Annotated in this window: 13 protein-coding genes; 7 read left to right on the top strand and 6 right to left on the bottom strand. The window is 54.3% G+C overall.

Annotated features, from left to right (window positions below; all coding sequences use genetic code 11):
- Positions 1–97: 97 nt before the first annotated feature.
- The 3 genes from glnL (at position 98) to ACLEXF_RS23220 (ending at position 2,786) form a co-directional block, all read left to right on the top strand.
- Positions 98–1,147: a nitrogen regulation protein NR(II) gene (gene glnL / locus ACLEXF_RS23230; RefSeq protein WP_004203621.1), complete on the top strand. Its 1,050-nt coding sequence runs from the start codon at positions 98–100 to the stop codon at positions 1,145–1,147.
- An 8-nt stretch (positions 1,148–1,155) separates the two neighbouring features.
- The gene (gene glnG, locus ACLEXF_RS23225) at positions 1,156–2,565 is read left to right on the top strand and encodes a nitrogen regulation protein NR(I) (RefSeq protein WP_002882749.1); all 1,410 of its coding nucleotides are present in this window, start codon (positions 1,156–1,158) and stop codon (positions 2,563–2,565) included.
- Positions 2,566–2,675: 110 nt separating this feature from the next.
- Positions 2,676–2,786, top strand: a complete 111-nt coding sequence (locus tag ACLEXF_RS23220) for a YshB family small membrane protein (RefSeq protein ID WP_004152951.1) — start codon at positions 2,676–2,678, stop codon at positions 2,784–2,786.
- A 35-nt stretch (positions 2,787–2,821) separates the two neighbouring features.
- Here ACLEXF_RS23220 and hemN read toward each other — a convergent pair whose 3' ends face one another.
- The gene (gene hemN / locus ACLEXF_RS23215) at positions 2,822–4,195 is read right to left on the bottom strand and encodes an oxygen-independent coproporphyrinogen III oxidase (protein WP_423265816.1); all 1,374 of its coding nucleotides are present in this window, start codon (positions 4,193–4,195) and stop codon (positions 2,822–2,824) included.
- Between the two features lie 188 nt (positions 4,196–4,383).
- On the bottom strand, positions 4,384–4,890 hold the full coding sequence (yihI, locus tag ACLEXF_RS23210) for a Der GTPase-activating protein YihI (RefSeq protein ID WP_040215789.1): 507 nt from the start codon (positions 4,888–4,890) through the stop codon (positions 4,384–4,386).
- A gap of 585 nt (positions 4,891–5,475) precedes the next feature.
- Between yihI and yihA the strand changes: the two genes are divergently transcribed.
- Complete coding sequence (yihA, locus tag ACLEXF_RS23205; RefSeq protein WP_017899842.1) at positions 5,476–6,111, top strand: ribosome biogenesis GTP-binding protein YihA/YsxC; 636 nt, start codon at positions 5,476–5,478, stop codon at positions 6,109–6,111.
- A 359-nt stretch (positions 6,112–6,470) separates the two neighbouring features.
- Here yihA and polA read toward each other — a convergent pair whose 3' ends face one another.
- A complete protein-coding gene (gene polA, locus ACLEXF_RS23200) occupies positions 6,471–9,263 on the bottom strand; it encodes a DNA polymerase I (protein ID WP_080838625.1) in 2,793 nt (930 codons plus the stop codon).
- Between the two features lie 396 nt (positions 9,264–9,659).
- Between polA and ACLEXF_RS23195 the strand changes: the two genes are divergently transcribed.
- On the top strand, positions 9,660–10,577 hold the full coding sequence (locus ACLEXF_RS23195) for an acyltransferase (protein WP_064183876.1): 918 nt from the start codon (positions 9,660–9,662) through the stop codon (positions 10,575–10,577).
- 30 nt (positions 10,578–10,607) lie between these two features.
- On the opposite strand, the gene dsbA is transcribed toward ACLEXF_RS23195, so the two are convergent.
- The 3 genes from dsbA to ACLEXF_RS23180 all read right to left on the bottom strand — a co-directional run bounded on the left by dsbA (position 10,608) and on the right by ACLEXF_RS23180 (position 12,590).
- A complete protein-coding gene (dsbA, locus tag ACLEXF_RS23190; RefSeq protein ID WP_004203613.1) occupies positions 10,608–11,231 on the bottom strand; it encodes a thiol:disulfide interchange protein DsbA in 624 nt (207 codons plus the stop codon).
- 27 nt (positions 11,232–11,258) lie between these two features.
- On the bottom strand, positions 11,259–12,245 hold the full coding sequence (locus tag ACLEXF_RS23185) for a serine/threonine protein kinase (RefSeq protein WP_117263996.1): 987 nt from the start codon (positions 12,243–12,245) through the stop codon (positions 11,259–11,261).
- Between the two features lie 75 nt (positions 12,246–12,320).
- A complete protein-coding gene (locus ACLEXF_RS23180; RefSeq protein WP_002882612.1) occupies positions 12,321–12,590 on the bottom strand; it encodes a YihD family protein in 270 nt (89 codons plus the stop codon).
- Positions 12,591–12,661: 71 nt separating this feature from the next.
- Between ACLEXF_RS23180 and mobA the strand changes: the two genes are divergently transcribed.
- Positions 12,662–13,243 carry a molybdenum cofactor guanylyltransferase MobA gene (gene mobA / locus ACLEXF_RS23175; RefSeq protein ID WP_004203611.1) on the top strand — a complete coding sequence of 194 codons (582 nt, stop codon included), beginning with the start codon at positions 12,662–12,664 and terminating at the stop codon, positions 13,241–13,243.
- Positions 13,240–13,746 (top strand): molybdopterin-guanine dinucleotide biosynthesis protein MobB, encoded by a 507-nt coding sequence (gene mobB / locus ACLEXF_RS23170; RefSeq protein WP_407259973.1) that lies wholly within the window; start codon positions 13,240–13,242, stop codon positions 13,744–13,746. Before mobA ends, mobB begins: the two co-directional genes overlap by 4 nt.
- The last annotated feature ends 278 nt before the right edge of the window (positions 13,747–14,024 follow it).

The raw sequence follows: 14,024 nt of genomic DNA, 5'->3' as shown, positions 1-14,024 counted from the left end.
GCTTTTTTCTCCACCAACACGCTGATCTCGCGAGCTTTTTACCGATAAAAAGCTATACTGCACTAAATTGGTGCACTCTTTTTCAGGAGACTGTCGAATGGCAACAGGCACACTGCCCGATGCTGGGCAGATCCTCAACTCTCTTATCAACAGTATCTTACTGGTCGATGATGACCTGGCGGTGCACTTTGCCAACCCTGCGGCGCAGCAGCTGCTGGCGCAAAGTTCGCGCAAGCTGTTTGGCACCCCGTTACCTGAGCTGTTGAGCTATTTCTCATTAAATATTGGGCTGATGCAGGAGAGTCTGCAGGCGGGCCAGGGTTTTACCGATAACGAAGTGACGCTGGTTATCGATGGCCGCTCGCATATCCTGTCGCTGACCGCCCAGCGGCTGCCGGAAGGCTTTATTCTGCTGGAAATGGCGCCGATGGATAACCAGCGCCGCCTGAGCCAGGAGCAACTGCAGCACGCGCAGCAGGTCGCCGCCCGCGATCTGGTCCGCGGCCTGGCGCACGAGATTAAAAACCCGTTAGGCGGCCTGCGCGGCGCGGCACAGCTGCTCAGCAAAGCCCTGCCCGACCCGGCGCTAACGGAATATACCAAAGTGATCATCGAGCAGGCCGACCGGCTGAGAAATCTGGTCGATCGCCTGCTCGGCCCACAGCATCCGGGCATGCACGTTACCGAAAGCATCCACAAGGTCGCCGAACGGGTAGTGAAACTGGTCTCGATGGAGTTGCCGGACAACGTGAAGTTGATCCGTGATTACGACCCCAGCCTGCCGGAGCTCCCCCACGACCCGGATCAAATTGAACAGGTGTTGCTGAACATCGTCCGTAATGCGCTGCAGGCGCTGGGGCCGGAAGGGGGCGAAATTGTTCTCCGCACCCGGACCGCTTTCCAGCTGACGCTGCACGGGGTGCGTTATCGCCTCGCCGCCCGTATTGACGTCGAAGATAATGGCCCGGGTATTCCGCCCCAGCTCCAGGATACGTTGTTTTATCCGATGGTCAGCGGCCGCGAAGGCGGTACTGGCCTGGGCTTATCTATCGCCCGCAGCCTTATCGATCAGCACTCCGGCAAAATTGAATTCACCAGCTGGCCGGGTCATACCGAATTTTCGGTATACCTGCCTATTCGGAAGTAGAGGTGTTTATGCAACGAGGGATAGCCTGGATCGTTGATGACGATAGCTCCATCCGCTGGGTGCTTGAACGCGCGCTCACCGGAGCCGGCTTGAGCTGCACAACGTTCGAAAGCGGCAATGAGGTGCTAGATGCCCTCACCACCAAAACCCCGGATGTACTGCTGTCAGATATCCGTATGCCGGGAATGGATGGTCTGGCGCTGCTCAAACAGATTAAGCAGCGTCATCCGATGCTTCCGGTCATCATAATGACCGCGCATTCCGATCTGGACGCCGCGGTCAGCGCTTATCAGCAGGGCGCGTTTGATTATCTGCCCAAACCTTTTGATATCGATGAAGCTGTCGCCCTCGTCGACCGGGCGATTAGCCACTATCAGGAGCAGCAGCAGCCGCGAAATGCGCCGATAAGCAGCCCCACCGCCGATATCATTGGCGAGGCGCCGGCCATGCAGGATGTCTTTCGCATTATTGGCCGTCTGTCGCGATCATCCATCAGCGTGCTGATCAATGGCGAATCCGGTACCGGTAAAGAGCTTGTCGCTCATGCCCTGCATCGCCATAGCCCGCGCTCAAAAGCGCCGTTTATCGCGCTGAATATGGCGGCAATCCCCAAGGACCTGATTGAGTCCGAGCTGTTCGGCCATGAAAAAGGGGCCTTTACCGGCGCCAATACCGTCCGTCAGGGTCGCTTTGAACAGGCTGACGGCGGCACGCTGTTCCTGGATGAAATTGGCGATATGCCGCTGGATGTCCAGACTCGTCTGCTGCGCGTTCTGGCGGATGGCCAGTTTTATCGCGTGGGCGGCTACGCGCCGGTGAAGGTCGATGTGCGGATCATCGCCGCCACCCATCAGAATCTGGAGCAGCGGGTGCAGGAGGGGAAATTCCGTGAAGATTTATTCCACCGCCTGAACGTGATCCGGGTGCATTTGCCGCCGCTGCGCGAGCGTCGGGAAGATATTCCACGTCTGGCCCGCCATTTTCTGCAGATTGCCGCCCGCGAGCTAGGTGTTGAAGCCAAACAGCTGCATCCGGAAACGGAGACAGCGCTGACCCGCCTGGCGTGGCCGGGCAACGTTCGCCAGCTGGAAAACACCTGTCGCTGGCTCACCGTCATGGCCGCCGGCCAGGAGGTGCTGACGCAGGATCTGCCGAGCGAACTGTTTGAGACCACCATTCCTGATAGCCCGACGCAGATGCAGCCAGACAGCTGGGCGACGCTGTTGGGTCAGTGGGCCGATCGGGCGCTGCGTTCCGGTCATCAAAACTTGCTTTCAGAAGCGCAACCCGAAATGGAACGCACGCTGCTGACGACCGCCCTGCGTCATACTCAGGGACATAAACAGGAGGCTGCGCGCCTGCTGGGATGGGGTCGTAATACCCTGACGCGTAAGCTAAAAGAGTTGGGTATGGAGTAGGGTTAAACGGCGTGATGAAAAATAGCCGATCAGCGCAAAGTGCTGCTATTTTGTACTTTACTGTTCCGATGAGTTGAGTATGATCGTGCCCGGCATTAGGGGAGAGCATCATGTTTGAATCACTGGTGAGTATGATATCGAGCGGCGCCGCTGCGAGTCACACACCACAAACGGCAGTCGCTGCCGTTCTGTGCGCTGCGCTGGTCGGGCTGTTCAGCTAATTGTTCCCCCTCTCCTGCGGGAGAGGGGGAAAACATTAAATCACCCTTGAGAACTGCTGCATCCGAGCCTTTTGCCGCAGATAGGCATCAAAGCATATACAGATGTTGCGGATCAGCAGGCGGCCTTTCGCCGTTACCTGGATAGCCTTACTCTCCACCACCACCAGCCCGTCATGCGCCAGCGGCGCCAGCAGTTTCAGGTCCTCAGCAAAATAAGACTGAAAATCCACGGCCCACTGCGCTTCGACTGCATCAATATCCAGACGGAAGTTACAGATCAACGCCTTAATTACGTCGCGACGCAGACAGTCGTCCCGGGTTAACGCGATCCCGCGCCACAGGGCGTTCCCTTGCTCTGCCACCTGCTGGTAGTACTGCTTTAGCTCTTTTTGGTTCTGGGCGTAGCTGTCGCCAATCATGCTGATCGCGGACACGCCCATCCCCAGCAAATCGGTATCGCCCTGAGTGGTGTAGCCCTGGAAATTGCGATGCAGTACGCCGTGACGTTGCGCGACCGCTAATTCATCATCAGGACGCGCGAAGTGGTCCATGCCGATGAACTGATAGCCTGCCGCCGTCAGCGAGCCGATGGTCTCCTGGAGGATCTCCAGCTTCTGTTCAGCGGAGGGCAGATCGGCATCTTTAATTTTGCGCTGTGCGGCAAAGAGCGTGGGCAGATGCGCGTAGTTAAACACGCTCAGGCGGTCAGGATTGAGCTCGGCGACCTTTTGCAGGGTAAAGGCAAAGCTCTCCGGCGTTTGTTTCGGCAGGCCGTAGATGAGGTCGATATTGGTCGAGGTAAATCCAATCTCCCGCGCATGACGGAGCAAATCAAAGATGAACGCTTCGTCCTGTTCGCGGTTAACCAGACGCTGAACCTCTTTATTAAAGTCCTGCACGCCCATACTCAGGCGGTTGAATCCCTCAGCGCGTAAATGATCGAGGACATCCAGCTCGATTTCACGCGGATCGACCTCGATGGAGATCTCGGCTTCGGCGCTGAAATGAAAATGGGTACGCAACAGATCCATCAGGCGACTGATTTGCGCCTTGTTGAGATAGGTCGGCGTGCCGCCTCCCCAATGCAGTTGCTTAACCTGACGGTTGGCAAACAGCGGCGCACGGTGGATGATCTCCTGTTCAAGGAGATCGAGATACTGATCGGCCTTATGCTGCTGGCGGGTGACGATCTTATTGCAGCCGCAGAAATAACACAGCTTATGGCAAAACGGGATATGCACGTACAGCGACAGGGGACGCTGTGGGTAACGGGCCACAGCGGCATCGAATTCCGCCGCGCCGAATTGTGGTGAAAACTCCAGCGCGGTGGGATACGAGGTATAGCGCGGCCCGGAATAGTTATATTTCTGGATCAGGGCCAGATCCCAGTCGATTATCTGCTCAGACATGCTCACTCCTTCCGATGGTGCCGCCGACGGGTACGCCGTCCCGGCCCCACCGCACCGCGGGTCATGAGCCGGTTGCGCAGCCATTTCTGACGCCGCGACAACCGTCGTAGTTTAACGAATAACCACAGCAGATAACATATAACCAGAAGGGTTATAAGCAGTACCGGGAATCCGATGGGATGCAAATGTTAGTTTCCACCCTTCAGCAGACGCATCATATCTTCCTGACGCTCTTCCTCTTCTTCATCTTCGTCATCGTAAGAGAGGCCGAGCTGCTGCATCAGCTCATCAATGCGATCCAGTTTGGCATCCACCCAGCTCTGCTCTTCAGCATTCAGGGTACCGCCCTCTTCCAGACGTTCCAGCAGCGCGTCCAGGCGCTCATCATTCTCCAGCAACTCCAGCTCAGCCTGCGGTGAAAGCATAGGTTTCTCGCTCTTTGGTTTATGCTGCTTGGGAGCTGGAGCGCTGCTTTCGCTCACGCCCAGCGGGATGGGTTTTTTGCTGCCCACGCGTGGATCTTGCGCCTGGCGCTGTTTTTTATCTGCTGAAGCCGCATCGCCGCCGTTCGCGCGACTACCTGCCGCGTGGCCACGATGTTTCTTCTGCCGTTTGCGATCGCGAGCTTCCTGATTTAACTCTTCACGCGACTTGCGGCCGGATTTGCCACGGGTGGCGGATGTCGGTTTTTTCATGGTGTGTAATCTTCAGACAGTATTATTCAGTATAGAATTGAGGCGGAATCTAGCAGAAAGCAAGCAAAGAAAAAAGGCGACAGATTACTCTGTCGCCTTTTTCCTCACTGACCACCCTTAACGGGCTCTTCTTTCCCTGTTCGCTAACGACTTACCCTGTCTTTCCCTTAGCGTCCAACGGTCCCTGTTTCTTCCTTTTCCCTTTGAAACGTTTCCAAAACGCGCGTCATCCTGACAATCCTGTGGTCTTCGCCTCCTGGCGCTTCCTGACCCCTCGTCCTGAGTCCTCATCCTTTTCAGCATCCCCGCCGTTGTGTATTACTTTACCCTGTTGACAAAAATCGACAACCAGTCTGGCCGTTAAAATTCCACTTTTCAGATTTCTCTATTCTTGTAATGTATTTATTTTCAGTAGGTTATAATTTATTAGCCTTATTTTTCTCAGGTATGTCCTATACGAAGAATAGCCAATGTCTCACAAAGTGCATGGTTTTTACTTACAGAACCGGCGTGCGGTAAAAACAGCCTTTTTCTGCTGTTCAGGTATAATCCCTGCCATAGCCTGTTTTAACGGAGACGACCGTCTTGACCAACTGGAATTATCAACTGACGCACTTTGTCACTAGCGCGCCAGATATCCGCCATCTTCCTGCCGATACCGGTATCGAAGTGGCATTCGCCGGCCGCTCCAATGCGGGAAAATCCAGCGCGCTGAATACGCTGACCAACCAGAAAAGCCTGGCGCGGACCTCCAAAACTCCCGGACGTACACAGCTGATTAACCTGTTCGAAGTCGCCGAAGGCAAACGCCTGGTCGACCTTCCCGGCTACGGTTATGCGCAAGTCCCGGAAGAGATGAAGATCAAGTGGCAGCGCGCGCTGGGAGAATACCTGGAAAAACGCCTGTGCCTGAAGGGCCTGGTGGTCCTGATGGACATTCGCCACCCGCTTAAGGATCTCGATCAGCAGATGATCCAATGGGCGGTAGAAAGCGATATTCAGGTGCTGGTGCTGCTGACCAAAGCCGATAAGCTCGCCAGCGGCGCGCGTAAAGCGCAAGTGAATATGGTGCGTGAAGCGGTGCTGGCCTTCAATGGCGATGTTCAGGTTGAACCCTTCTCCTCGCTGAAAAAATCTGGCGTGGATAAGCTGCGACAGAAGCTGGATAGCTGGTTTAACGAAATCCCGCCGCAGGAAGCAGAGAGCACCGTAGACGAGTAATCGTCACCAACAGCCGGATAAGAGCGTGCCGCGCCTTGTCCGGGTTCCTCTCCAGCGTCAAGCACAAGCGCGTCCTTCTTTTTGCCACTTTTCTTTCGCGCAATAAAAAACGCCCCGGTCATAAATGACCGGGGCGGCTAAAATATTCAGCCAAATCCGATTACGTGAAGTAAAAGGTCTGAAAGATAGAACATCTTACCTCTGTACCCTACGCGAATAACTTTACTCTTCTTTCGCTCACGGATAAAGCATTTTTTGTAGTTTTTTTTCACTATTTACATAGCAAATTCAAATGATCCTCACAAAACTCTATAAGTTATGTTGCTTACTTACAGAAAATCGCGTTGTGCTTTGTATACTTAGTGCGCTTGATCCCAGTTTTCTCCGCTGCCCACTTCCACCAGCAACGGTACCGCCAGCGTAGTGCTGTTCTCCATCAGTTCGTGGATCTTTTTCGATACGGCATCGAGCTCGTCCTTATGCACTTCAAAGACCAGTTCATCGTGAACCTGCATGATCATTCGCACGCGAGGTTTCTCACTCCGCAGCCATTCATCAACGGCAATCATCGCCCGCTTGATGATATCCGCAGCCGTCCCCTGCATCGGGGCGTTAATCGCCGCACGTTCCGCACCGGCACGACGAGCGCCATTGCTGGACTTGATATCCGGCAAATAGAGTCGACGGCCATCCAGCGTTTCAACATACCCTTGCTCCTTCGCCTGTGCGCGGGTGCGCTCCATATACTCCAGGACGCCCGGATAACGCTCGAAATAAAGATCCATGTACTTCTGCGCTTCTTTACGCGGGATGTTCAGCTGGCGGGCCAGGCCAAAGGCGCTCATGCCATAGATCAGACCGAAGTTGATAGCTTTCGCACTGCGCCGCTGTTCGCTGCTGACGCTGTCCAGCGGTAAGCCAAACACTTCAGCCGCCGTCGCCCGGTGAATATCCTTCCCTTCCGCGAAGGCGGTCAGCAGGCCTTTATCCCGCGACAGGTGCGCCATAATGCGCAGCTCGATTTGCGAGTAGTCCGCCGAGACAATAACGTAATCTTCTGGCGCGATAAACGCCTGGCGAATACGGCGCCCTTCTTCGTTACGCACCGGAATGTTTTGCAGGTTTGGATCGGTAGACGACAAACGGCCGGTGGCGGTAACCGCCTGATGATAGGAGGTATGTACGCGGCCCGTTTTGGGATTAATCATCAGCGGCAGCTTATCGGTATAGGTCGACTTCAGCTTCGCCAACCCACGGTACTCCAGAATCACTTTCGGCAACGGATAATCGAGCGCCAGCTCTTCCAGTACCTCTTCAGAGGTGGACGGCGCACCGCCCGGCGTCTTCTTCAGCGGCTTGATACCCTGTTTTTCAAACAGGATCGTTTGCAGCTGTTTGGTGGAGGAGAGATTAAACGCTTCCCCGGCGATCTCATGCGCCCGCTGCTCCAGCTCAACCAGGCGCTGGGCTATTTCCTGCGAGTGCGCATGCAGCACGGCGGGGTCGATTTTAACGCCGTTGCGCTCAACGCGTGACAGCACCGGCACCAGCGGCATTTCAATGTGCTGGAAGATATTCAGCGGACCTTCATGCTGCTGCAGCTTCGGCCACATTTTCAGATGCAACTGAAGCGTGACGTCGGCGTCTTCCGCCGCGTAGCGACCCGCCTCTTCCAGCGCAATCTGGTTAAAGGTGAGCTGATTCTTACCCTTACCAGCGATCTCTTCGAAGGTAATCGTTTTATGTTTCAGCCAGCGGTCGGAAAGACTGTCCATATCATGGCGGCCCGCCACGCTGTCGAGAATGTAAGATTCCAGCATGGTATCGAACGCAATCCCGCGCAGCTCAATGTCGTAATTAGCCAAAATGCCGCGATCGTATTTGAGATTTTGCCCAACCTTGAGCAGCTTCTCATCCTCCAGCAGCGGTTTAAGCAGCGCCAGCACGCGCTCGCGCGGGATCTGATCCGGCGCATCAAGGTAATCATGCGCTACCGGGACATAGGCGGCCACGCCCGGCTCAACAGCGAATGAAAGGCCGACCATGTTGGCGGAGATGTTATCCAGGCTGTCGGTTTCCGTATCAAAGGCAAAGAGCGGCGCTTGCTTCAGCTTATCGATCCAGGTGAGCAGCGTAGCCTCATCAAGGATGGTGACATAGTGCTCTGCTGAAAGTGCAGTAGCGGCCTCAACCTCTGCTTCCGCTTCTGCCGCTGCTGCAAGCACTGCAGGTTTCGCAGCCGGTTTGCCCCCCTTAGCCTGCAGCCATTTTCCGGCTTCAACGTCGGTGGTCCAGCGCTTAAACTCATACTGTCTGAACAGCGCCAGCAGATCGTCTGCCGCCGGCGGCTGCACCTCCAGCTCTTCGCAAGTGAGCTCCAGCTCGACGTCGGTTTTGATGGTCGCCAGCTGATAAGAGAGATAAGCCACCTCCTTGTTCTGCTCCAGCTTCGCCGCCATCGTTTTCGCGCCGCGGAAGCTCAGTTCAGCGATCTTCTCCGGTTCCGCATACAGCGTATCGAGGCCGCCGAGGCCTTGCAGCAGCGCCTGGGCGGTCTTTTCGCCCACGCCCGGCACGCCGGGAATGTTATCCGAGGAGTCGCCCATCAGCGCCAGGAAATCAATAATCAGCTCTGGCGGGACGCCGTACTTGGTAACCACCTCATCCGGCCCGAGGATAGTGTTGGTCATGGTATTGATCAGGGTGATCCCCGGCGTCACCAGCTGGGCCATGTCTTTATCGCCGGTACTGATCAGCACCGGACGTCCAGCCCTTTCCGCTTCCCGCGCCAGGGTGCCAATCACATCGTCAGCTTCGACGCCCGGGACCGCCATCAGCGGCAGCCCCATCGCTTTCACCATCTTATGCAACGGCTCAATCTGCGCGCGCAGATCGTCCGGCATCGGCGGGCGGTGAGATTTGTAATGTTCGAACAATTCATCACGGAAGGTTTTCCCTTTCGCATCAAAGACCACGACGGCATGAGTCGGTTGATACTGCAGAATCAAACTGCGCAGCATATTCAGTACGCCGTACATAGCCCCGGTGGGCTCCCCTGCGCTGTTAGTCAGCGGCGGAAACGCATGATACGCCCGATAAAGATAGGAGGAGCCGTCAACGAGGATGAGAGGGTTTTCTGGGATCTGAACCATAATTTCCGTGCCTGTTTATCAGATTATGGATAAAGGATGCCACAGACGGGCATGAAATCCTGAATTTTTCCCGCATTTCGCGGAAAAGATTCAACGATCGTCCCGATCGCGCGACAACTTATCTTGTGGATAACTTTGTGCATAGTTTTACAACGTCAGCTTATCCGCCCCTGAAAATAAATGAATAAATAGTATTAGTTATTATTTATCAATAACTTAAAAGAAGATCAACGATCCTGGCATGAATTTGATGACCTAATCTTCCATGTGGATAGAAGATCCTTGTTTTTTTCTGTTCTGGTAAGACCCGTCATTTGCCGCGTTTTCTGGTAAAATCAGCCTCTTGCGCAGCTTAAAGGCGCTCTTTGTCAGCCTAACTTTCTGAATAAACTAACTATGTCGAGATTACTCGCTGCGATAACACTTCCGCTGAGTATCGCCTTAACCATCTTAGTCACCGTTATCTGCTCTGTACCGATCATCGTCGCCGGGCTGATTAAACTACTGGTCCCCATTCCAGCGGTATGGCGCTCTATATCCGTTTTTTGCAATTTTATGATGTACTGCTGGTGCGAGGGGCTGGCGCTGCTGTTGCATCTCAATCCCTGGCTAAAATGGGACGTCCAGGGTCTGGAAGGCCTGAACAAAAAGAACTGGTATCTGCTGATCAGCAACCACCACAGCTGGGCAGATATCGTGGTGCTATGCGTGCTGTTCCGCAAGCATATTCCGATGAATAAGTACTTCCTTAAACAACAGCTGGCGTGGGTACCGTTCATCGGCCTCGCCTGCTGGGCGCTGGATATGCCTTTTATGCGCCGCTATTCGCGCAGCTATCTTATTCGTCACCCCGAACGCCGCGGTAAAGATGTCGAAACCACCCGCCGTTCATGTGAGAAATTCCGCTCGCACCCAACGACAATCGTCAATTTTGTGGAAGGCTCGCGTTTTACCGACGCAAAAAAGCGCGAGACGCGCTCTCCTTACCACAACCTGTTACCGCCGAAAGCGGCGGGTATCGCCATGGCGCTCAATGTTCTCGGTTCGCAGTTCGATAAACTGCTGAACGTTACGCTGTGCTACCCGGAAAATCATGCAAGGCCGTTTTACGACATGCTAAGTGGCCGACTGACGCGCATTGTGGTTCGTATCAATCTGGTACCGATTGGTGAAGAGCTACACGGCGATTACGTCAACGATAAGAACTTTAAGCGTGGTTTCCAGCGCTGGCTAAATGGGCTATGGGAAGAGAAAGACCGTCAGTTAACTGACATCATGCGGGACAAAGCAATGAAGTCACGGCAAAGTAGATAAAAAAAAGCCGGTCAGTGACCGGCGTTTTTTTTATTTCTTCTCAACCAGCTGCTTCACGGTATCCGCATACTGAGCGACGAAGACATCCATATTGCTGGTGTCCATCCCCTGCGGGTTCAGCTGGTACTTACCATTGACGTACATAGCCGGTACCCCCTGCAGCTGCAGATCGGCTGCCGCTTTCTCCTGCTGAGCGACCAGAGATTTCACCACGAAGCTGTTCCATGCGGCATCGTAGTCTTCCCCTTTCACGCCAGCGTCGACGAACACTTTACGAATGTCAGCCAGGCTCTGTACGGTCTGGTTTTTCTGCACCGCTTCGAACATCGGCGCCGTAATTTTATCTTCAACGCCCAGCGCGATGGCCACAGCCCATGCCTGCGTCAGCTCCTTGCCCAGCGGCCCCAGGAACTCGACATGGTATTTGGTCATTTTGGTGCCTTCTGGCAGTTTCTGGCGCACGCTGTCAGAGACATGCAGCACTTCTTCAAACTGATAGCAGTGCGGGCAGTAGAATGAGAAGAATTCGAGCACCTGCGGCTCGCCAGCAACCGGCTTATCAAGGGTGATGTACTGCTTGCCGTCGGTGATCTGGGCAGCGGATGCACTAAAAGCCAGAATCATACCAGCCAGCGCCAGCCAAACTTTTTTCATGATTTACTCTCTCCTGGATATATCACATTAATACATTGGCGTTAACTGAAGCGGGGGTTCCTGTAGAACCTTCACCTGCTCGAGAAAAGTAGACGTCTGCCCTCGCCAGTAATCCTCCCCGGTTAACCAGGGAAAATTAACCGGGAAAGCCGGATCGTCCCAGCGTCTGAGCAACCACGCCAGATAATAAACCAGTCGCATGGCGCGTAAAGGTTCAATAAGCGCGATTTCATCGCTGTTAAAGGGGCTGAATTCCTCATAGGCCTCGACGATGGTCTCCAGCTGCATACGCTGTTCAGCCTTATCGCCGTTGAGCAGCATCCACAGATCCTGAATCGCCGGGCCGGTTCGCGCATCGTCTAAATCGACAAACAGCGGCCCATCGCGCCAGAGGATATTGCCTGCATGACAGTCACCATGCAGGCGCAAAGTAGTCCCGCCACCGTACCATTGCGTCATGACGGCAGCGATGAGTTTATCGGTCGCCTTCAGGAAATCGGCCTTCAGGCCTGAGGGGATAAGCGTCGACTGTTCAAATACCTTGCGTGGTTCCAGCAGATATTCCTGCACGCCAATCTCCGGACGCGCAGAAAAGCGCTGTTTGCGCCCGGTCTGGTGCAGGCGCCCCAGATAACGGCCAACCCACTCCATCTGATCAAGGTTATCCGCCTCGAACTGTCGGCCGCCAAGGCTTGGGAAAACGGCAAAATAAAACCCCTGGTGCTGATGAAGCGTACTGTCGTTAAATAACAGCGGCGCAGCAACGGGCACTTCATCTTCTACAAGCTGAAGCGCAAACTGGTGTTCTTCAAGGATTTGTGCTGCCGACCAGCGCTCAGGACGATAGAACTTCACCACATAACGATGACGCTCTTCGTCCTGGAACTGATAAACGCGGTTCTCATAGCTGTTCAGCGGGGTAAGACCGGAGTCCACCCGCATACCCAGATGGAATAACCCATCGATAATGGTATCCGGGCGAAGCGTCTGAAAAGTAAAAGCCTTATCGTGCATCCTGACATCCGATAATCGTACGAATAGTTCAGGATATCATCTCATTGCGCTTTACGCGGCAGCGCTTACAACCTTTTACTCTTTTATTACACCGCGGGCGCGCAGCAGCGCGGTTTTAAAGTCTTCTTCATAATCCTTCTGAATACCCGGGATGACAGCATCTTTTGAAGAATCACGCATCTTCAGGTGATAGATCAGAATATCGTCGGAAAGATCGCTCAGTTCGCCATCATAGCCAGCCTCTTTCGCCAGTTTCTGCAAAAATTGCATCAGGTTCAGTTCTGGCTCTTTCTGCCAGGCGGGCTGGAGGAGTTCAATTACTTCATTCAGACGTTTACATTTCATGGTCATGCTCCTTACTCTTGATAGGGACAAGTTAACAGGGTCAATCCCACAATGAAAGAGGCGATATTCATATGCAAAGCGAGGCGATAACCGGCGTCGTGCTGGCGGGCGGCAGGGCCACGCGAATGGGCGGCATTGATAAAGGATTACAGTTGCTCAATGGACGTCCTCTCTGGCGACACGTCGCGGAAGCATTAGCTCCGCAGGTAGATGAGTTAGTCATTAGCGCCAATCGTCATCTTGAACAGTGGCGTGCCAGCGGATATCCGGTCTTTCGAGACATACAGGAGGGTTATCAGGGGCCGCTGGCCGGAATGCTTGCTGTGATGCAGCAGGTCGCGAGCCCATGGTTTGTTTTTTGCCCCTGCGACACGCCGTTCATTCCGTCCTTTTTGGTGGAGCGCTTTATCCAGCAGAGAGGGGACGCACCGGTCGTTTGGGCCCATGACGGCGAACGGGATCATCCTGCCGTTGCATTAGTTCATCGTCAAATCATTCCGGAACTGGAGGCTTATCTGGCACATGGAGAGCGCAGGGTGATGGTTTTTATGCGACAAATGGGTGGGCGCCCGGTGAATTTCAGCGATGTGAAAACTGCTTTCATTAATGTAAATACGCTCGAAGATTTGCAGCAGATGCAGGAGCCATCATGATCCCATTACTGGCGATCGCCGCATGGAGCGGTACCGGAAAAACAACATTATTAAAGCGTCTTATCCCTGAGCTTTGCGCTCTAGGATTACGCCCGGGACTGATAAAGCACACCCATCATGATATGGACGTGGATAAGCCGGGCAAAGATAGCTATGAACTGCGTAAGGCGGGCGCTGCGCAAACTATTGTCGCCAGCGAACAGCGGTGGGCATTGATGACCGAGACGCCCGAGAAGCCGGAATTAGATCTCACATGGCTGGTTAGTCGAATGGATGCCAGCAGACTGGATCTGGTTTTGGTCGAGGGTTTCAAGCATGAAGCAGTGCCTAAGATCCTGCTTTTTCGGCAAAACAGCGGCCATCGTGTAGAAGAGCTGGTAATTGATGAGCATACCATCGCCGTGGCCAGCGATGTATCGATCGCGACCTCACTTCCGTTGCTGGATTTAAATGATGTACCACAGATCGCGACATTTATTGTCGGCTGGTTAGCGAAGCAGTAGCAGGTATTCAGGCGATTTTTTTCCCAAAGGCGGTGCTGCGCCCCCCTGGCCGGGCGACCGGGGCGTAGCCCCATGTCGGATCAGTAGCCCCGGTAAGCGCAGCGCCACCGGGGGGCATACCCCACACAGCAAAAAACCCCGCACCTTTCGGGACGGGGTTCTTGTTAAAACGCAAAAAAGCTCAGCCTTCCGACTGAGCTTTCTGCTTTATTTGATGCCTGGCAGTTCCCTACTCTCACATGGGGAGACCCCACACTACCATCGGCGCTACGGCGTTT

The sequence above is a fragment of the Klebsiella pneumoniae complex sp. WS1778 genome (genome assembly GCF_049472055.1).
Classification (GTDB): domain Bacteria; phylum Pseudomonadota; class Gammaproteobacteria; order Enterobacterales; family Enterobacteriaceae; genus Klebsiella; species Klebsiella quasipneumoniae.
Note: the sequence above shows the minus strand (reverse complement) of the source record. Positions and strands in the feature narration are given on the sequence as shown.